We start from the raw sequence: 19169 nt of genomic DNA, 5'->3' as shown, positions 1-19169 counted from the left end.
CCCCAGCGAACCTGAACGGCGGCATTGTCTGCCGCGCCCTTCATCGCGGCGACGTTGGTCGGCATCGGGGCCGCCTGGGCTGCGTCAATGCCGACCGTGCTCGCGAGCAGGATCAAGGCCAGCAAGGTCTTGGTGTTCTTCATGACATCCTCCACATCGGGGTGACACAGGCGGTCGTGATCGAAAGGCAGCGACATCAAGCCGGCCGTCGCGATCATTCGCGGCCGAGCCTGTCAGCCGCGGCGAGCCGAAGCTTGATTTGAATCAAAGTCGCGACGGGGTGTGCAGACGATTGATGCTGCACCTTGGGAACCGGGGCCGCTTCTTTGGTGAACGTCCGGACGCGTCGCGCTTGATCTGAATCAAGCCGTGTGCGGTCGCGCGATGGCACCGCTTCCCGCGTAGCTGCCGAGGTTCAATCGAAAGCACGCTCTTGAAAACCCTTCGCCAGATCGTGGCCGGAGACGAGTTCATCCAGCTCGCAATTCGTCTCGGATTGCTGGCGCTGCTGATCTACTGGTCGTTCGTGCTGGTTCGCCCGTTCGTGCCGATCCTGGCCTGGAGCGTAGTGCTCGCGGTCGCGCTCTATCCCGTCTTCACCTGGCTCGCACGAATGCTTGGCGGTCACGCAGCCATCGCGGCCCTCGTGCTGACCCTGGTCTCTCTGGGCGTCGTCATCGGACCGGCGACCTGGCTCGGGATCGGAGCGGTCGAGGGGATGAGGGACCTCGCCGAACAATTGAGCGCCGGCCACGTTATCGTGCCGTCGCCGCCGGCGGAGGTCAAGGATTGGCCGCTGATCGGCGCGCCGCTCTATGATTTCTGGGATCGGGCGTCGACCAATCTGCGCGCCGTGCTGCGTGAGGTCGTGCCGCATCTGAAGCCGTTGGCCGGCATCCTGTTTGCGTTCGCCAGCAATGCCGGGGTCGGGATGCTGAAGTTCCTGCTGGCGGTCGTCCTGGCAGGCTTTCTGTTTCCCTATGGCCTGCAGCTTGCTGCGGCGTGCCGAAGCTTCCTGTCCCGCATCGTGCCCGAACAGAGCGAGCACTTCCTCGACCTTGCGGGCACAACCATTCGGGCGGTCTCCCGGGGCGTCATCGGCATCGCCGTTCTGCAATCGCTGCTGGCCGGCATTGGCTTCAAGCTGGCCGGAATTCCGAGTGCCGGGCTGCTGGCGTTTGTCGTGATGCTGCTGGCGATCGTGCAGATCGGAGCGGCGATCGTGCTCCTTCCGGTCATCATCTGGCTCTGGTCGGCCAAGGACTTCACGACGGCGCTCGCCTTGACGCTTTTCTTCCTCGTCGTCGGCGTCCTCGACAATGTGCTGAAGCCGCTGGTGATGGGGCGGGGCCTGACCACGCCGGCACCCGTCATCCTCGTTGGGGTGATCGGCGGCACGCTTGCCCACGGCATCGTGGGCTTGTTCATCGGTCCAATCATTCTCGCGGTCGCCTGGGAGTTGATCTCGGCATGGATCCGGAACGACCGCGCCAGGCTGGCGGGAGAGCGATGATGTTGGTTCAGCTCCTCGTGGGGTTGGCGGTCAGCGCGATCAACATCGTGATCCATTCGCTGTTCACCGTCGCGGTGATCGGGCTGGTGCGGAAGGTCGCCTTGAGCGCGTCTGGCCGGTTTGGGCTTCAGCTCAGCGGCATGATGGTGGCGACCGCGCTGATCCTGATGGTGGCTCACACGCTGGAGATCGTGGTGTGGTCGCTGGCCTATCTGGCTATTGGTGCAGCGCCCGCGGGTAGCGATCTGCTCTATTTCGCGTTCGTGAACTACACAACGCTGGGCTATGGCGACGTGGTCCCGGTCAAGCAGTGGCTGCTGGTCGGACCGATGGCTGCCATGAACGGTATTCTGATGTTCGGCTGGTCGACCGCGGTCCTGTTCGAGGTGCTGCAAAAGACCATCGAGCGCCAGGCGGCGCTCGCGAAATCCCCGTAGTGTGTCGCGGTCAGTTATCCAGCCTGGACAGCTGGTCGCGGTCGATCAGCATGATTTCGCGCTGGTTCGAGCCGAGGAAGTCGAGTGCTCCATAGCCGTGCAGCTTGGACAGCGCACGCGATACCGTCTCGAGGGTGAGCCCGAGGTAGTCGGCGATATCGCGCCGGCACATCGGCAGGGCGACGACGCCGACCCCGGTCAGCCGGCGATCCATTTCGAGCAGGAAGGCGGCAACCCGCTCCAGCGCGGTCTTGCGACCGAGCAGCAGCATGTGATCTTCGGCGTGCTGCAGGTTGCTGGTGGTCATGATCAGCAGGTTGCGAGCCAGGGCGAAATCGGAATCGGCCACCCGTTCGAGGCTCATCCGCCTGATCAGGCGCACGTCGGTGTCGACGACGGCTTCGGCGGTGAAGCGATGGGTCTCGGCATTTTCGAGGCCGAAAATGTCCCCGACGAGGTGGAAGGCGCCAATCTGGCGGCGTCCGTCGGAGAGGAGCTTGTAGCTGCGGACTGCCCCTGAGACGACCTGGTAGACGTATTCCGCCGGCTCCTTCTCCCCGTAGATCTCGGAGCCCTTCCTGTAGTGGAATTCGCTGGTGATGCAGTTGGCATGCCGGGCGGTCAGCCCACCGAGGATGCTCGGCATGGTGGCCGGTCTGACGTTGACGCGAGCGAACATGGACCAACTCTCTTGGGTAACGACTGTTGCGGCGTCCGCAGCGGTTCGAAATGCGTGTCCGCGCGCAATGACTACGCCAGGGCTCGCCGGCCACTATTGGTCTTGAGGTCATTGTCCTAAAGGACAGGGTGCGCGAAATGCGGCAATTTGTTCGTAATTGGTGCGCACAGTCTTAGATTACTTTTCAATTTTCATGCTGATAGTCGGGTGCTAGATTTCACAACCTGTTGGTCGCCGGCTCCGAACGCCATGGGCAGTGCATTTCGGCTCTCTGGACTGATCATCCTGCTGGCTGCCTTGTTGTCGCCGGTTGGCCTCCGGGCGCAACAGATGCGCCCGCATTCCATACTGGTGCTGGACCAGTCTGATCGACGTGGCCCTTTCTACTACCAGGTGTCCGTCGGGCTGAGGGACGCGGTGAGCGCCCACAGTCACGCCCCGACCACCGTTTACACGGAAAGCCTCGATCTCGACCGTTTCGGCGGCGAGGCCTATCAGGAGGGCTTTCGCCAATTTCTCGAGGCGAAGTATCGCGATCGGCCGATCGGTGTCGTGGTCACGGTTGGAGCGGCTGCGCTAGAACTTGCGCTGCGCTGGCGCCCGCAGCTTTGGCCCGACACGCCAATCGTGTTTTCGCTGGTCGAAGAGGCCGATTTCAAGCGGCTGCAACCGCCGGCCTATGTCACCGGCGGCATCGTGAGCCTGAAACTGAAGGATGCCGTCACGGCTGCCCGCGCCGTGATGCCGGGCCTCAAGACCATCGTGCTTGTTGGCGCGGACTGGGACCGGCAGGTTCTGTTTCGCAACTGGAAAGACCAGGCAGCGGCCGGCATTCCGGGTCTCGAAATCATCGAGATCATTGGACGGCCGATGTCTGAGGTCGTCGAGCGGGTCGCAACGCTCCCCGAGCATAGCGCGATCATCTACACGGGCCTCTATAGCGATGGTAAGGGCAACTACTATCCGCCCTCGGATGCCCTCGCATTTGTCGCCGCAAGTGCCAATCGTCCCATTGTCGTCGCAGCGGAGACTTTCCTCGATGCAGGCGGGATAGGCGGATTCGTTATCGTCCCCTCATCGATTGGCGCCGAGGCGGCGCAAAGGGCGCTGCGAATTCTGGATGGCGAGGCGCCGGAGAGCCTGCCCCCGTCGGCCGTCGATGCCGTGAAGCCGATCTTCAACTGGCGGCAGATGCAGCGCTGGAATGTCAGCAAGGCGAGCTTGCCAAAAGGCAGCGAGATCCGCTTCCGTGAGCCGACCTTCCTGGAAAAATACCGCTGGCGGGCGGTCGCCCTGACCGCGGCGCTATTGCTTCAAACGATGCTGATCGCGTTTCTGCTGCACGAGCGGTTCATGCGGCGGAAGGCCGAGGTCGAATCCCGCGATCGCCTGTCTGACCTCGCCCATATCAATCGGCAGGCGACTGCCGGAGAACTCTCGTCCTCGATCGCCCATGAGCTCAACCAGCCGCTGGGCTCGATCCTGACCAATGCCGAGAGCGCGGAGCTGATCCTCAATTCGCCGACGCCCGACCTTCAGGAGGTGCGGGAGATCATTTCCGACATCAAGCGTGATGATCTGCGTGCAAGCGAGGTGATCCGCAGGATGCGCAGCTTGCTGAAGCGTGCGCCATTTGAGAAGAAGGAGATCGACCTCAACCAGACCATGCGAGAGGCATTCGATTTCCTCAGGCTTCAGGCCTCGGCGCGCAACGTCGCAGTTTATTTGCAGACCTCCCCGCAGACCCTGCGCGTGAAGGGTGACCCAGTGCAGTTGCAGCAGGTCATTCTCAACCTCGTCGTCAACAGCATGGACGCGATGGCCAAAATGCCCTACGGGCGCACGATCATCGGTCGTACCGAAGTCAACGGGGACGCATCGGCAGTCATTTCCATCAGCGATTCCGGTCCGGGAATTCCCCAGGACAGGCTGAACGATATCTTCGATCCGTTTTTCACCACAAAGGAGCAGGGCATGGGCATCGGCCTGTCCATCGCACGCACGATCGTTCTGGCGCATAGCGGCCAGCTCTGGGCCGAGAACCAGTCCGGAGGAGGAGCTGTATTCCACCTTTCACTGCCATTGGCAGCATAGCGCGTTTGGGTCTTGTTTGCCGAGGTGCGAGGTTGGAGTTAAGACGAACGCAGTATTTTCAGATCGCCGCCGATGATCATTCTATCCAGAGCAGCGATCTGCCGACGGTGGAGCAACAATGCACGCTTACGTGCACATAGTCGACGACGATGCCTCGTTTCGCACAGCGCTCGAGCGTCGGCTCAAGCTCGCCGGCTATCGCGTTGTCACGTATACGTCGGCCCGAGAATTGCTCGATCAAATGCCTGACGACGAAGAGGCCGGCTGTATCGTGCTCGACGTACGCATTCCCGGAATGAGCGGCCCAGAGCTGCAGAGCCGGCTCAACGAGCTGGAGTCGACGCTTCCGATCGTATTCCTGACCGGACACGCCGACACAGCGACGACCGTCCAGGCAATCAAGGCTGGTGCCGAAGATTTCCTGACCAAGCCGATCGCGTCGGACCAGCTGATCAAGGCCATCGATCGCGCCGTTGCGCGGCATGAACTGGCGCGGGGCCAGCGAACCAGGCTGGACTCGCTTCGAGCGCTGCTGGCAAGACTAACACCACGCGAGCGGCAGGTGTTCGATCTGATCGTGTGCGGCCGGATCAACAAGCAGATTGCGCACGAGCTCGGCACCACGGAGCGCACGATCAAGGCGCATCGCCACCAGGTCATGGAGAAGATGCAGGTGCAGTCACTTGCAGAGCTGGTCTCCATCGCGGAGCGGCTCGGCACGCGCGCTTCCATTGGTGAAGCCAAGGCTTGATCCACAGGTGGCTCCGCTCCTGTCCCATGGTACAATATGAAAGCTCTGTGACGGAGCGTATCTCCGATATTGGCCGCGACAATGTTGCGTGCCGATAGCCGCTCGACGTGCCCTTGTCCAAAGGTAGACGTATGGTCGTTGAGCGATAGGAGTGAGGTTTCAGGAATTGCCGACCGCGAAATTCGTCTTCGTTGTGGATGACAATCCCTCGATGCTCCGTGGAATCGGACGGCTTCTGCGGGAGTATGGATTTGCATCCAGGCTGTTCGAGACCGGAAGCGCCCTGCTGAGGGACGGCAGCTTCGATAGCGCGATTTGTCTCATCCTTGACGTCAATCTCAGCGATGGCTCCGGGATCGAACTGCGTCACCGCCTGGCGGATCAAGGCATCGACATCCCCGTCATCTACATCACCGGAAACGACAACCCGGCGACGCGCATGGCCGCGATGGCATCGGGATGCGTGGCCTATCTGACCAAGCCATTCACCGCCAATTTGCTGATCCAGCCGATCGAGCGGCTGATGGCGGGGCGTCGTCTAGCGGTTGCGGGTCCCGATCATTCATCGATGGCTTGATCGAGTGTCAGCGCCGGGGCACCCTTGCGCACGGTCGCAAAGCGGTCGAGCGGCACCGACGTCGTCACCGTCAGAATGCTGCTGTCGACAACCTCGATCGAGAGCGCCTTTCCGCCGTCCATTTCCTCCAGAAGCCTGGGGTCGGCAACATCGGCTGCGATGCACATGTTGGTTACGCACCAGGTATAGGGCAGGCGATAGATCTGCTTCTGGTCGACCGACAGTTTGACCCCGGCCTGCAGATACATCCCGACCGGCAGGAATAGCTGGACCCGGTCGGTGCCGTCCTCGCGTTCGACCAGGTCGATGCGAACGGCGGTCTGGCCGGTCGCGAAGGTGCCGGTGATGGTCGTCCGGCATAATGTCTTCGCGCCGGCTGCGTTGAAGCAGAGCTTTTGCCATTCGCCGTATTTGATGTCTCTCGCCGCGCGCGTTCCCCGCGGAGCAACTTCGCCGCCGTCCTTGATCGCAGCTGGCGGTGAAGGCGTCTGTTGGGCGTGGGCAGCACTGATGCTGAACGCAACCAGGGCCAACTTCATCAAACCACCGTATCGGACCATGGATGCTCCTCCGGCGGGCTCGGCCGCCTAGCGATTCTTGTCCAGAAATCGTTCGACCAATGGCGACCATATGGGAATGGAAGCGGGAGAGCCGATCAGAAAATGCCCTTCGTCGCCGAACGGCGGCAATAGATGGTATTCGGCTCGCCCGCCGGCGCGCGAGAACGCCTCGTGCATTCGCTTTGACAGGGCCGGCCCGAAGAACGTGTCGTTTTCGATGTAGAGCCACAGCATCGGCACCCGCGATGTATGGCCGAACACACCGGTCGCTTCCACCAGCCTGTCGGGATTGCAATTGTTGTTCGGCTTGCCGTCGACGCGGCCGCCGCGCCCGGCCGCGAATGTGATGATGGCCTTGACCTGCGGGGGATTGAGGCTCGACAGCGCGATCGCCGCCCAGCCGCCGGCCGACTGTCCGACGACGATGACGTCTTTCGGCACGATGCGCTGTTCGGCGGCCATGTAGTTGATGATCCAGAGATCGACCTGCGCGACGGCAAGGCCCGGATCGAGGAAATTCGGATTGGTGCATTTCCCGATCTTGGAGAAGAACGGGCCGTAAAGACCGCGTTCGGGAATATCAATGGCCGCCGCGCCATAGCCGGTCCCGACCGGCGCCACTACGAGATAGCCACGCCGTGCGAACCACATTGCTGCATCGCGGAATTCGACCAGCGGGAAAAAGCTCCGATCCCTGGCGTTCAGCGACACGCCATGGTTCATGATGACCAGCGGGAAGGGGCCGTCGCCGACCGGACGAACCAGATAGGCAAACATCGGTAGCGGCAAAGGCAGCACCCAGATCTCTTCCTGGATGCGCTGGGGGGACTTTTGATCGTCGGCGCATGCAGGGGCGACCAAGCCAAGCAAGAGAAGCGCCGCGATTGCGAGGGTCCGTAAGCGGTGCTGACACATGCCATGCGCTCCAGCGGTCGTCCGGCAAATGCGCAGGTCGCGACAATCGAGCCGAACACGAAAAGGAGCACGTTGCCGAGTGCGAGGCTTGATTTGAATCAACGAGCATCGGTCCTGCCGGCGCGACCACATGCGACCGTTGTGGCGTCGCAGGGCGGACTTGATGTCAATCCAGGCAGAGGCGAGTTGGATGCGCCGATTTCCGCCGGCGAGCTGGCTCGCGGACTATCGGGCTTCCTGGCTTGGGGCCGACGCAATCGCCGGGGTCACGCTGGCGGCCTACGCGATCCCGGTGTCGCTGGCCTATGCGGGGCTGGCCGGCCTGCCGCCGCAGATCGGCGTCTACGGCTATCTGCTCGGCGGCGTAGGTTACGCCCTGCTGGGCTCGTCCCGGCAACTCGCGGTCGGACCGACCTCGGCGATCTCGCTGATGATCGCCGGCGCCGTCGGCATCCTGGCCGGCGGCGATGCCACGCGTTATGGGCAGATCGTCAGCCTCGTTGCCTTCAGCGTCGCGGTGCTCTGCCTGATTGCCTGGCTGTTCAAGCTCAGCCTGCTGGTACGGTTGATCAGCGACAGCATTCTGGTGGGCTTCAAGGCCGGGGCGGGGCTCACCATCATCATGAGCCAGTTGCCGAGCCTGTTCGGCGTCGCCGGGGGCGGTCACAACTTCTTCGATCGCGCGATCAAGCTTGCCGGCCAGCTCGGCGATACCAGGCCGCTGGTGCTGGGTTTTGGGGTGGCCGCGACGGTGCTGCTTCTGCTCGGCGAGCGGAGATTGCCCGGAAAACCCATCGGGCTGGTGGTGGTCGCGCTCTCGATTCTGATCGTCTCGGTACTCGGGCTCGCGCAAATGGGGCTGCCGGTGACCGGACAGATCCCGACCGGCTTGCCGACGATCTCGCTACCGACGCTTGGCTTGCTCGAATTCGACGATCTCTTTCCTATCGCCGCCGGATGCCTCGTCCTCGCTTACGTTGAGGGCGTATCCGCCGCGCGGAGCTTTGCCGCAAAGCACGGCTACGCATTGGACGTCCGGCAGGAGTTCCTGGGGTTAGGTGCGGCCAATCTCGCCGCAGCCTTTGGACACGGCTATCCCGTCGCTGGCGGCTTGTCGCAATCGGCTGTGAATGACGCAGCCGGCGCGCGGACGCCGCTGGCGCTGGTGTTTTGTTCTGCAACGCTTGCGCTCTGCCTGCTGTTCTTCGCGGGCCTCCTCACCAATCTGCCGAAGACCGTGCTTGCCGCGATCGTTTTTTCGGCCGTCTACAAGCTGGTCGATATCCCGGCGCTCGCCAGAATGTGGCGGATCAGCCGGATCGACTTCTATGCGGCGGTCATCGCGCTGGTGTCTGTGTTGTTCCTCGGGATTCTGCAGGGCGTGCTGCTGGCGGCCGTCGCCTCGATCTTCCTGCTGCTGTTGCGTGCATCGCAGCCCAATATCGCGTTTCTCGGCCGTCAGTCCGGCAGCGGCCGCTATTCCGACCGGGCGCGACATGACGACGTGGAGCCCTTGACCGGGATCATCGCGTTCCGCCCGGAAACCTCGCTGCTTTATGTCAATGCCGAGACGATCCTTGAAACCGTGCTCGCCGCACTGCGGGTGTCGCCCGACGTCAAGCTGGTGGCCTGCGACCTGTCGGCCTCGCCGTTCATCGATTTGGCGGGGTCGCGCATGCTGCACGACCTTCATCAGGAGCTCGCATCGCGCGGAATCACCTTCTGCATCGTCGGCGCGCACGCGCAGTTGCGGGATCTGCTGCGAGCGGACGGTCTTGCCGACAAGACCGATAGCGGCGACTGGATGCGCACGCTCGACAGCGTATTGAACAGTAGAAGGCCGCAGCCAAACCACTAGCGTGTGCGGCGGAGCGGATCGCTTGCGGAATTCCAGCCGGGTTGCATCGCAGGATATCGCGGTCGTTCGGCAGCCATGAGGTTCGTCTCAATCCAGCTGCGGTTTGACTTGGATCAAAGGGAGCGATGGGCGCGGTTCTTACGATCGGCCCGAACCAGCGCCGAGATCACGTGATCAGGAGACATCGATGGCCAACGACGCGAAACCGGCACAGCAACGCATCGACCAGTTCTTCTCCGGCCCCGGCGGACGCGCCGACAATTGGCGCGATCTGGTCGAGGCGGCGAAGGTGTGGAGCAGGGGCGGCGACCGTAGGCCGTATGACGCGGCGCTGTCGGCGCTTGCAGTCACCGAGGAGTTCCACGGCTACCCGGGCCTTCGTTTGATGGCGGCGCTGAAGGAAGCCGCGGCAGCGAGCGACGCCGCCACCTCATATATGCTTGCGACGCGGATCGCGCAGGCACTTCAGACAAAATCCTTCCGCCAGCATGCCGGTGACTGGAGCACGCAGGACGAGGGCAATGGCGACATTCCCGATCTGCTTCCGCCGACGCTCGGACAATCGGCGGGGAGACGGCCGTATTTCGAGACCTTGATCGTGACCGGGGTGCCGGCCAGCAACTGGCCGGGACTGCTGGCGGAGTGGCGCAAGCTGCGGCGTCCGGTCGACGCCTTTATCTATGAGCCCGTCATGGTAGGCAGTCTCGAGGACGCCTTCTGTGCGGCCGTGCTCAATCCCAACATAGCGGCGGTCGTGATCAATGAGGGCTTTGGCTTGCGTTCGCGACACGATGCACCTGTGCTTCGCGCCATGATGTCGGCAATGGGGCTCAAGGAAGAGTCCGATGCGTCCGCGCTGCGGCTGGCCCATATCCTGAAGCGGACCCGCCCTGAACTCGATCTCTACCTGATGTCCAATCGCGACGTCGAGGAGTTGGCCGGGAATCCCGAGGCCGATGTGGTGCGCCGGGTGTTCTATTCGGTCGAGGACATACTCGAACTGCACCTCTCAATTCTTGAGGGCGTGCAGGACCGCTTCGACACGCCATTCTTCGACAATCTGAAGAAATATGCGCAGCGGCCGATCGGTACCTTCCACGCGCTGCCGATCGCGCGCGGCAAGTCCGTGTTCAAGTCGGACTGGATCCGCGACATGGGCGAGTTCTATGGGCTGAACCTGTTCCTCGCCGAAAGCAGCGCCACCACCGGCGGCCTCGACAGCATGCTGGAGCCGACCGGCAACATCAAGAAGGCGCAGGAGAAGGCCGCGCGCGCGCTCGGCGCCGACCGCGTCTACTTCGTGACCAACGGGACCTCGACGTCCAACAAGATGGCGGTGCAGGCGCTGCTGGGTCCCGGCGACATCGCGATCGTCGATCGCAATTGCCACAAATCGCACCACTACGGCATGGTGCTGGCGGGCGCGCAGCCGCTCTATGTCGAGGCCTTCCCGATGACGGAATACTCGATGTACGGCGCGGTGCCGCTGAAAACGATCAAGCAGGCGCTTCTGAACGCCAAGGCCGATGGCCGGCTCGACCGCGTCAAGATGATCGACCTGACCAATTGCACCTTCGATGGTCACATCTACAACACGCGGCGGGTGATGGAGGAATGCCTCGCGATCAAGCCTGACCTGATCTTCCTTTGGGACGAAGCCTGGTTCGGCTTCGCGCAGTTCTCGCCATTCCTGCGGCGGCGCACCGCGATGGGGGCAGCGAACGAGATCGAGGCCTGGATGCGCGATCCGAAATCGGTTGCCGCTTACGAAAAGCAACAAGCCGAGCTCGGCAAAAGCCCGACCGACGAGGTGCTGCTCAAGACCAGGCTGATCCCCGATCCGCGCCAGATCCGGTTGCGCGTCTACCAGACCAACTCGACGCACAAGTCGATGTCGGCGATCCGGCAGGGGTCGATGCTGGCGGTCAAGGACATCGAATTCCACACCGTCGAGGCGCAGTTCAAGGAGGCCGTGTTCACGCACGCGTCGACCAGCCCGAACCAGCAGTTGATCGCGAGCCTCGATGTCTCGCGGCGGCAGATGGAGCTCGAGGGATATGGATTGGTGGCCAATGCCATGGAGATCGCGTTCGCCATCCGCAATGCGGTCAACACCAATCCGCTGATTTCCAGGTACTTCCGCGTGCTCGGCGCGGATGCCATGGTGCCAAAGGAATATCGTCAGAGCGGGTTCACCGACTATCTGGCGGCCGGCACCAATTGGGCGAGCGCGCTGAAGAGCCTGAACGACGACGAGTTCTGCCTCGATCCGACCCGCATGACGCTGGTCTGCGGCACGGCCGGCTACGACGGAACATCGTTCAAGGGGCTGCTCGCCAGTCGCTACAACATCCAGGTCAACAAGACTTCGCGCAACTCGGTCCTGATCCAGTCCAATATCAACAATACGCGGAGCGATGTTGCGCATCTTGTCCGGGTGCTGGCCGAAATCTCCGGTGAGATCGATCGCGCCCTTGCTAACGGCGGCGCGAACGCCAGGGTCGACTTCGACATGCGGGTCAACAGCTTGATGAAGGACGTGCCCGACCTGCCGAACTTCTCACATTTCCACGATGCCTATCGCGGTGACGCCGGCACCAGGACGAACGAGGGCGACATCCGCGGTGGGTTCTACTCGGCCTATGATGCCGCGGGATGCGAATATATTCGCCTGAACGATCCCGAGATCGACCGGCGTCTGAAGAACGGGCCCGATCTCGTCTCCGCGAACTTCGTGATCCCTTATCCGCCGGGCTTCCCGATCATGGTGCCCGGCCAGGTCGTCACGCAGGAGACCATCGATTTCATGCGCAAGCTGGATGTGAAGGAGATCCATGGCTACGACGCGGGCGAGGGATTGAAGCTCGTGAGGACCGAGGCGCTGGCCAGGATGGGCAAACCGCGAGCGGCTGCGCCGAAGCTCAAGGCTGCATCGTAAGAAAGTGAGTTATCGCAAGGCGTCGTCGCATCCTTGCGACGATGTTCCTTGCGCAACAGGTCGTAACGCAACCGGTCCTGGAGGGACATTATGAGGAAAGTGGGTTTGATCGGAGCTCTTGCAGCGCTGGCGATTGGATTGGCTGGGTTCAGCACGCCGTCGGCGGCCGAAACCGGCTCGGTCGCCGTGATCTTCACCAAGGGTGGATTCATCGTTGGTGTCGGCGGCGGCGAGGGCGTCTTGACGCTGCGCGGCAAGCACTATCCGTTCACGGTGTCGGGCATGAGCGTCGGCTTCACGATTGGCGCCTCGACCACCAAGCTCGTCGGGCGCGCTTTCAATCTCAGAGGGCCGGCCTCCATCGAGGGCTCCTACAGCGCCGCAGGTGCCGGCGGGGCAATCGCAGCGGGCGCCGGAGGCGTGCAATTGCAGAACGCCAATGGCGTGATCCTGCAACTGAGCGGCCCGAAGGTCGGTGCCGAAGTCTCGGCTGCCGTGGGCGGCGTTTCGATCCGCCTGAAATAGCTCGGAAGGACCCAGGCCGCGCGTCCTGTGCGGCCTGGCCTTTCTCAGTAGCGTTCCTCGACGAACTTCATCCCGCGCAGACCGGCCTGATCGTTGTAGCGCCCCTTGGTTGAGCGCTTGGGCAGCTTGACCTTGTCGCGTTTGATCCGTCCGTGGGGAATAGTCTTCAGCAGGAACGAGATGCAGTTCAACCGCGCCCGTCGCTTGTCGTCGGAGCGGATCACGTTCCACGGTGAGTGCTTCGAGCTCGTCGCCTTGAACATCAGGTCGCGCGCGCGGGAGTAGTCGTACCAGCGGCGGTAGGATTCCGTATCCATCGGGCTCAGTTTCCACTGTCGCATCGGATCGTCGATCCGGGCCCTGAAGCGCCGTTCCTGCTCGTCCATCCCGACCTCGAGCCACAGCTTGATCAGGGTGATGCCGCCCTCGATGATGTATTGCTCCATCTGCGGGCAGAGCGCGAGGAATCGCTTGTGCTCCGCGGGTGTGCAGAACCCCATCACATATTCCACGCCGGCGCGATTGTACCAGCTGCGATCGAAGATCACGATTTCACCGGCAGCTGGAAACTGCTGCATGTAGCGCTGGATGAAGAGCTGGGACTTCTCGCGATCGGACGGCGCGGGCAGGGCGACCACACGGAACACGCGCGGACTGACCTTCTCCGTCAGGGCTTTGATCGTTCCGCCCTTGCCGGCCGCATCGCGGCCCTCAAACAGGATGATGACCCTGAGCTTGTTCGCCTGCACCCAATCCTGGAGCTGGCAGAGCTGGACTTGCAGCTTCTGCAGCTCCTCCTCGTAGTCCTTGCGCTTCATCTTCTCGGTGGATTTGTCTTTCGCCATGGATACCCATCCATCGTTTGAACTTAGCCGCCCCAGGCGATGACGATGCCGATGTCGCCGGGCATGCCGCCGGGGTAATCGACGACCTGGAAGGCGATGCGATAGCCGCGCGGCTGCAGGTAGTCCGCCCAGAGCTGGTAGATTTCCTTGGGGATTCCCGTCAGCGTCTTCTCCCAGCCCGATTCCATCTGATTGATGGCCCGCCCTCTGTCGGTGCACAGCGTGTTGGGGAAGCGATAGACCTGCACCTCGCTCAGGCCGTTGCGCACCGCGCGCTGAATCACCGTCGAGGCGAGCTTGACTTTCTCGTCCTCGCTGAGCCCGGAGGGTTTGCTCAGCCGCTCGATCAGAGCGAGCTTCTCGGCTTCGATGATGGCCGCACGTTTGGCGTGCTCCTCGGCCTTCTCGGCCTCCTTGAGCGCGGCCTGCTTCTGGATCTCGTGCGCGTTCGGGATCAGGTCATCGATCTTGTCTCGCATGGCTGGGGACTCCTAAGCCCGATCTTCCACCTTGCGCTGGAAAAGGTAGGGACCGGCCAAACGCTATCCTTGATCCAGATCAAATCGAGGCGATAGGATGGTACGCAATGTCGATCAGGGGTCGCGGCGATTTGATCGCCGCAGGGAGGCTTGGCTTGAGCGAACAGATGCATCCGCTGGCTCCGCACCATTTGCCGTTCTTCATTCCCGGCGCCGACGGGTCGGACACCCTGATGGTGGTGATGGGTATTTTCCTGGTGGCCACGGTCTTGTGGGTTGGCACTCTCTACTGGAAGCTGCACAGCCTGCCGGAGCGCATGGCGCACAAGTCCCAGAAGCTTCAGTTCGAGATCGTCGCCGTCCTCGGACTGATATCGCTTTTCACCCACATGCACATCTTCTGGATCGCCGGCCTGCTGCTGGCGCTCATCGACCTGCCGGATTTCGGCACGCCGATCCGCAGCATTGCCGGTTCTGTCGAGCGTATAGCCGACGCCACGCCGGGCGCGCCCGCTGCCGAACCGGAAGCCGAATCGGTAGCTGACGGCAGTCCCCACGCGCCGATGCCCGCGAAGCAGGAGGTGCACAACCATGCTTGAGCTGATGATCTGCTCGCTGGTGACGATCCTGCCGGATTACCTCTACCGCCGCTATCGGCAAGGCAAGCGGTTCGGCAAGGAGATCACGTTCTTCTCTGTCTGGTACGAGCTGAGATGGGGCATCACCGGCTGCCTGATGCTCACGGTCTCGCTGATCACGATGATCTTCTACTTCCATCCCGCGACAAGCTCTGCGGCGATCTACTTCAGGACCGTGCCGATCCTGCCCGAGGGCTCCGGCCGCGTCGTCGAGGTGAATGTCGACTTCACCGCGCCGGTGAAGAAAGGTGACGTTTTGTTCCGGCTCGATAGTTCGAGGCAAGAGGCAGCACTCGAGACCGCCAAGCGAAAAATCGCCGAGGTGGATGCGTCGCTGATCTCGGCGCAGGCCGATGTCGTTAAGGCGGAGGCCCAGATCGGGGAGGCGAAAGCATCCTTGCAGCAGGCCAAGGACGAACTCGATGTGAAGAGCGAATTGCAGCGCCGGAATCCCGGCATTGTACCGCAACGCGACATCGAGAAGCTGCAGGTGCTGGTTGATCAGCGGCAGTCCGGCGTTGATGCCGCCAACGCCGTCAAGGAGTCGGCGACGCTGCGCGTCTCCACGCTCTTGCCGGCCGAGAAGGCGAGCGCCGAGGCCGCGCGCGCGCAGGCGCAAGTGGACCTCGACAAGACCTTCGTCCGTGCCGGCGTCGATGGCCGCGTCGAACAATTCCTGGTTCGCCCCGGCGACCTCGTTGCCCAGATCATGCGGCCGGCCGGAATCATGATACCGAACGAGGCGGGCCGCAACAGGTTACAGGCAGGATTCGGGCAGATCGAGGCCCAGGTGATGAAGCCCGGCATGATCGCGGAAGCCGCCTGCATGTCGAAACCCTGGGTGATCATTCCTCTGGTTGTCACCAGCGTTCAGGATTTCATCGCCGCCGGCCAGTTTCGCGCCAGCGAGCTGTTGATCGACCCGCAGAACCTGCAACAACCAGGTTCGATCCTCGTGTTCCTCGAGCCGCTCTATAAGAACGGCCTTGACGGCGTGACACCAGGCAGCACCTGCATCGTCAATGCCTACACGAGCAACCATGACCAGATCGCCGATCCGAAAACCGGCGCGTTGAAGGGCTTCGCCCTGCACGCCGTCGATGCGACGGCCCTCGTTCATGCATTGCTGCTTCGGATCCAGGCTCTGCTGCTACCGATCAAGACGCTGGTGCTCAGTGGCCACTGACGGGCGCGAACAGGGAGACAGCAGATGAAGCCGGATGGCAAGCTTCGCGCAATCGTGGTGACGGGCATGATCTTCGCATTGCCGGATCATGCGCTCGCTTTCGATCTCACAGGCGCCTGGGCGACGAGTGTTGACCAATGCCGAAAAGTGTTCGCGCACAAGGGCAGGGCGAACCAGCTGACCTTCTCGAATTTCTCGGGCGTCTATGGCGGCGGATTCATCGCCGAAGCCGATCGCCTCAGGGGCAAGTTCGAGAACTGCAAGATCAAGTCGCGCAAGGACGACGGCCAGAATATCAACATCATCGTCGGCTGCGCATCGGGAATCATGGTATCGAACGTGCAGTTCTTCCTGAAGGCTGTCGACGACGATACGATCACGCGCCAGTTCCCGGGCATCGAGGGGATGGAGGTCAACTATCATCGCTGCAAGATCTAGGAGCGTCCGATTCCAGCGCGGGCTCACCGCCGTCAGGCCGTCGTTGGCTGACGCCGAACCGGTCGAGTAGCGCGCCGTGGACCCCAGCAGGTTGCCGAGGTCATTGCGTATCGCCCTGGTCGTCGGACTTGTCCTTTTGGTCGGCGGCGCCGGCCTGTTTGCCTACCGCTGGTATGAGCGGCCGACCACCTTGACGATCGCGGTTGGTTCGCTGGATGGCGAGGCCGGCAAGCTGGTCTCGGCGGTGGCCGGAAAGCTCGCTCAGTCGAAAGCACCTGTCCGGCTCAGCCTGATCCAGACGCCGGGACCGCTCGAGTCCGCCGAGGCATTCGCGTCGGGAAAGGTTGATCTGGCAGTCGTGCGTGGGGATGTCGGTGATCTCTCGCAGGCTCAGGCCGTCATACTCCTGGCCCACGCCACGGTGCTGATGGTCGCGCCGCCCGGCGTCACGATATCGGATGTTGCCGAGCTGAAACGTGCCACGATCGGTGTGATCGGCGCCGAAGCCAACCAGAAGCTCATCAAGGTGCTGACCGACGAGTACGACCTGGCGCGCGCGGGCGTGACGTTCAAGCCGCTGGCGCCTGCGGACGCGCGCCGCGCGCTTGAGAGCAAGGAAGTTCGGGCGGTCCTGCTCGTGATACCCCTCACCGAGAAGTATCTTGCGCTGCTGCGCAATGTCTTCCCGCACACCGGGCGGAGCGGACCGGTGCTGATCGCGATCGAGTCCGCCGGAGCGATCGCCGAAAAGGAGCGCGCCTATGAGAGCTTCGACGTACCGAAGGGAACCTTGCGCGGCTCGCCGCCGATTCCTGCCGATGATCTGACCACGCTGCGGACGTCGTTCTATTTGGTGGCGCAGAAGAAGCTCGGAAATGACGTGATCGGCGATCTGACGCAGTCGATCATGAACGCACGACGGGACTTGCTTGCCGAACTGCCGGCGCTTTCCCAGATCGCGACACCCGATACCGACGCGGGCGCCTACATCCCGGTGCATCCCGGGGCGGCGGCGGTCTATGAGGGGACCAGGGAGAGCTTTCTCGACCAATGGGGCAATGCGATCTTCCTGGCGCCGATGATCGCAGGCGCCCTTGCGTCGGTGCTTGCGGCGGCGTGGAAATTCCTCCGCTCCAGCGAGCCGCCAGGCCGCAAGGAGGCGCTCGACACGCTTTATGCACTGACGGCCCGGATTCGGCTGGCGGGGCGCGAGGCGGAGCTGGAAGAGATCGAGCGCGAAATCGACCAGGTGCTGCGGACGCAGCGCGAGCAGCCGGTCGCGGACGACAAGGCTGAGCGCGCGGTGACGGCAGTCAACGTTGCCGCTCATCGGCTCGAGAATTTGATCCATGATCGCCGCATCCACCTCGCGTCGCAGCAACCGGGCCAGATCGGCAGCTGAGCGGACCGACAGTTTCCTTGATCTCGATCAAAGAGGGCGCATTGCCTCGGCCGATGCTGTCGACCGTTGGTGTCGATGGAGGTCGCGATGGTCCGTTGGGGCAAGACTCTGCTCGCGGTTGTGCTGGTGTCGATGACGTCAGTCGCCGCATTCCCGCAGACGGCTGACAAACCGCCAGCCCAAACCAGTCAGCCCGTTCAGGCCAACCAGCCGGCCGCGGCGGCGACACAACCGGCCGACCAACTGTTGAAGCCTGAACAGTTGGAAGCGCTGGTCGCACCCATCGCGCTCTATCCGGACTCGCTGCTGGCCAATGTGCTGGCCGCTTCGACCTATCCGCTCGAAGTCGTGCAAGCCGATCGTTGGATGAAAGAGCGCAAGAGTTTGAAAGGTGATGCGCTGAAGACTGAGGTCGACAAGCAGGCCTGGGACGACAGCGTGAAGGCGCTCGCGAGCACGCCCGACGTGCTCGCGATGATGAGCGACAAGATCGATTGGACGAAAAATCTGGGCGACGCCGTGCTGGCCCAACAGGCCGACGTCATGGATGCGATCCAGCGACTGCGCAGCAAGGCGCAGGCGAACAACAAGCTGGTGACGACCAAGCAACAGAAGGTCAGCGTCCAGGCCGAGGAGAACAAGCAGGTCATCGTCATCGAGCAGACCGATCCGAACACGGTCTACGTGCCGTATTACGATCCCACCACGGTCTACGGCGCGTGGCCCTATGCGGCGTATCCGCCGTACTATTTCGGCTATCCGTCCTATATCGGCGCCGGGGTCGTCGCCGCAGGTCTTGCCTTCGGTGCCGGATGGGCGATCGGACGCTGGGGCAACTACTGGGGCGGTGGCTTCAACTGGGGCAATCGCAACGTCTATGTCAATCACCGGACCACCAACATCGCAAATGGCTGGCAGCACAATCCGTCGCATCGCCAGGGCGTCCGCTACAACAACAGCAACGTGCAGCAGCGCTTCGGTGGCAACACCAACCGGGCCGGCGTCAGCGACCGGATGAATTATCGCGGCCGCGACGGTCAGCAGGTCCTCAATCCCGGCGATCGCCAGGGGGCAGACCGCGGAGGTGACCGGGCAGGAGACCGCGGCGGTGACCGTGCGGGCGATCGCGCCGGAGACCGTGCGGGTGATCGCGCTGGAAATCGTGGAGGCGACCGCGCCGGAGATCGTGCCAAGGGTGGTGATCGTGCTGGTGCGGGCGATCGCGCCAAGGGTGGTGATCGCGCGGGTGCCGGCAACAAGGGCGGTGGCGATCGCGCAAAGGCCGCCAATCGCGGCAGTGCCGGCAACCGCGCAGCTGCAGCGAATCGTGGCGG

18 protein-coding genes and 1 pseudogene are annotated in these 19169 nt (G+C 62.7%); 13 read left to right on the top strand and 6 right to left on the bottom strand.

Going from position 1 to position 19169, the window contains the following annotated elements:
- A pseudogene (locus tag H8A92_RS33290) lies at positions 1-218 on the bottom strand (hypothetical protein); the annotation flags it as partial.
- Positions 219-433: 215 nt separating this feature from the next.
- On the opposite strand from H8A92_RS33290, the gene H8A92_RS33285 reads away from it, so the two are divergent.
- Together H8A92_RS33285 and H8A92_RS33280 are read left to right on the top strand one after the other, a co-directional pair.
- Positions 434-1513: an AI-2E family transporter gene (locus H8A92_RS33285; protein ID WP_229199616.1), complete on the top strand. Its 1080-nt coding sequence runs from the start codon at positions 434-436 to the stop codon at positions 1511-1513.
- Positions 1513-1950, top strand: coding sequence for a potassium channel family protein (locus H8A92_RS33280; RefSeq protein WP_229199615.1), 438 nt, complete (start codon positions 1513-1515; stop codon positions 1948-1950). Before H8A92_RS33285 ends, H8A92_RS33280 begins: the two co-directional genes overlap by 1 nt.
- 10 nt (positions 1951-1960) lie before the next feature.
- Here H8A92_RS33280 and H8A92_RS33275 read toward each other — a convergent pair whose 3' ends face one another.
- Positions 1961-2629: a helix-turn-helix domain-containing protein gene (locus tag H8A92_RS33275; protein ID WP_420831403.1), complete on the bottom strand. Its 669-nt coding sequence runs from the start codon at positions 2627-2629 to the stop codon at positions 1961-1963.
- A gap of 249 nt (positions 2630-2878) precedes the next feature.
- Between H8A92_RS33275 and H8A92_RS33270 the strand changes: the two genes are divergently transcribed.
- The 3 genes from H8A92_RS33270 to H8A92_RS33260 all read left to right on the top strand — a co-directional run bounded on the left by H8A92_RS33270 (position 2879) and on the right by H8A92_RS33260 (position 6051).
- Positions 2879-4723 carry a sensor histidine kinase gene (locus tag H8A92_RS33270; RefSeq protein ID WP_229199614.1) on the top strand — a complete coding sequence of 615 codons (1845 nt, stop codon included), beginning with the start codon at positions 2879-2881 and terminating at the stop codon, positions 4721-4723.
- Positions 4724-4841: 118 nt separating this feature from the next.
- Complete coding sequence (locus tag H8A92_RS33265; RefSeq protein ID WP_229199613.1) at positions 4842-5474, top strand: response regulator transcription factor; 633 nt, start codon at positions 4842-4844, stop codon at positions 5472-5474.
- Positions 5475-5625: 151 nt separating this feature from the next.
- On the top strand, positions 5626-6051 hold the full coding sequence (locus tag H8A92_RS33260) for a response regulator transcription factor (RefSeq protein WP_338026677.1): 426 nt from the start codon (positions 5626-5628) through the stop codon (positions 6049-6051).
- Here H8A92_RS33260 and H8A92_RS33255 read toward each other — a convergent pair.
- Positions 6033-6590, bottom strand: coding sequence for an invasion associated locus B family protein (locus tag H8A92_RS33255; RefSeq protein WP_229199612.1), 558 nt, complete (start codon positions 6588-6590; stop codon positions 6033-6035). The two genes, H8A92_RS33260 and H8A92_RS33255, sit on opposite strands and share 19 nt — an antisense overlap.
- 48 nt (positions 6591-6638) lie before the next feature.
- Complete coding sequence (locus H8A92_RS33250) at positions 6639-7526, bottom strand: alpha/beta hydrolase family protein (RefSeq protein ID WP_229199611.1); 888 nt, start codon at positions 7524-7526, stop codon at positions 6639-6641.
- Between the two features lie 163 nt (positions 7527-7689).
- On the opposite strand from H8A92_RS33250, the gene H8A92_RS33245 reads away from it, so the two are divergent.
- From H8A92_RS33245 to H8A92_RS33235, 3 genes are all read left to right on the top strand, one after another.
- Positions 7690-9384 (top strand): SulP family inorganic anion transporter, encoded by a 1695-nt coding sequence (locus H8A92_RS33245; protein WP_229199610.1) that lies wholly within the window; start codon positions 7690-7692, stop codon positions 9382-9384.
- A 187-nt stretch (positions 9385-9571) separates the two neighbouring features.
- Positions 9572-12322: an aminotransferase class I/II-fold pyridoxal phosphate-dependent enzyme gene (locus H8A92_RS33240; RefSeq protein ID WP_229199609.1), complete on the top strand. Its 2751-nt coding sequence runs from the start codon at positions 9572-9574 to the stop codon at positions 12320-12322.
- 90 nt (positions 12323-12412) lie between these two features.
- Entirely contained in the window at positions 12413-12847 is a 435-nt protein-coding gene (locus tag H8A92_RS33235) for a hypothetical protein (protein ID WP_229186682.1), read from the top strand.
- Positions 12848-12891: 44 nt separating this feature from the next.
- Here H8A92_RS33235 and ppk2 read toward each other — a convergent pair whose 3' ends face one another.
- Complete coding sequence (gene ppk2, locus H8A92_RS33230) at positions 12892-13692, bottom strand: polyphosphate kinase 2 (RefSeq protein ID WP_229199608.1); 801 nt, start codon at positions 13690-13692, stop codon at positions 12892-12894.
- A gap of 23 nt (positions 13693-13715) precedes the next feature.
- Positions 13716-14171 carry a hypothetical protein gene (locus tag H8A92_RS33225; RefSeq protein WP_229199607.1) on the bottom strand — a complete coding sequence of 152 codons (456 nt, stop codon included), beginning with the start codon at positions 14169-14171 and terminating at the stop codon, positions 13716-13718.
- A 155-nt stretch (positions 14172-14326) separates the two neighbouring features.
- Between H8A92_RS33225 and H8A92_RS33220 the strand changes: the two genes are divergently transcribed.
- From H8A92_RS33220 to H8A92_RS33200, 5 genes are all read left to right on the top strand, one after another.
- On the top strand, positions 14327-14770 hold the full coding sequence (locus H8A92_RS33220; protein WP_229199606.1) for a hypothetical protein: 444 nt from the start codon (positions 14327-14329) through the stop codon (positions 14768-14770).
- Positions 14763-15995 carry an HlyD family secretion protein gene (locus H8A92_RS33215; RefSeq protein ID WP_229199605.1) on the top strand — a complete coding sequence of 411 codons (1233 nt, stop codon included), beginning with the start codon at positions 14763-14765 and terminating at the stop codon, positions 15993-15995. Before H8A92_RS33220 ends, H8A92_RS33215 begins: the two co-directional genes overlap by 8 nt.
- Before the next feature lie 24 nt (positions 15996-16019).
- On the top strand, positions 16020-16433 hold the full coding sequence (locus H8A92_RS33210; RefSeq protein ID WP_229199604.1) for a hypothetical protein: 414 nt from the start codon (positions 16020-16022) through the stop codon (positions 16431-16433).
- Between the two features lie 103 nt (positions 16434-16536).
- Complete coding sequence (locus tag H8A92_RS33205; protein WP_229199603.1) at positions 16537-17835, top strand: TAXI family TRAP transporter solute-binding subunit; 1299 nt, start codon at positions 16537-16539, stop codon at positions 17833-17835.
- An 87-nt stretch (positions 17836-17922) separates the two neighbouring features.
- A partial coding sequence (locus H8A92_RS33200; RefSeq protein ID WP_229199602.1) for a DUF3300 domain-containing protein occupies positions 17923-19169 on the top strand: 1247 nt, incomplete at its 3' end.

Source organism: Bradyrhizobium acaciae (assembly GCF_020889785.1).
Taxonomy (GTDB): domain Bacteria; phylum Pseudomonadota; class Alphaproteobacteria; order Rhizobiales; family Xanthobacteraceae; genus Bradyrhizobium; species Bradyrhizobium acaciae.
This window is presented reverse-complemented; position numbering and strand designations above follow the sequence as displayed.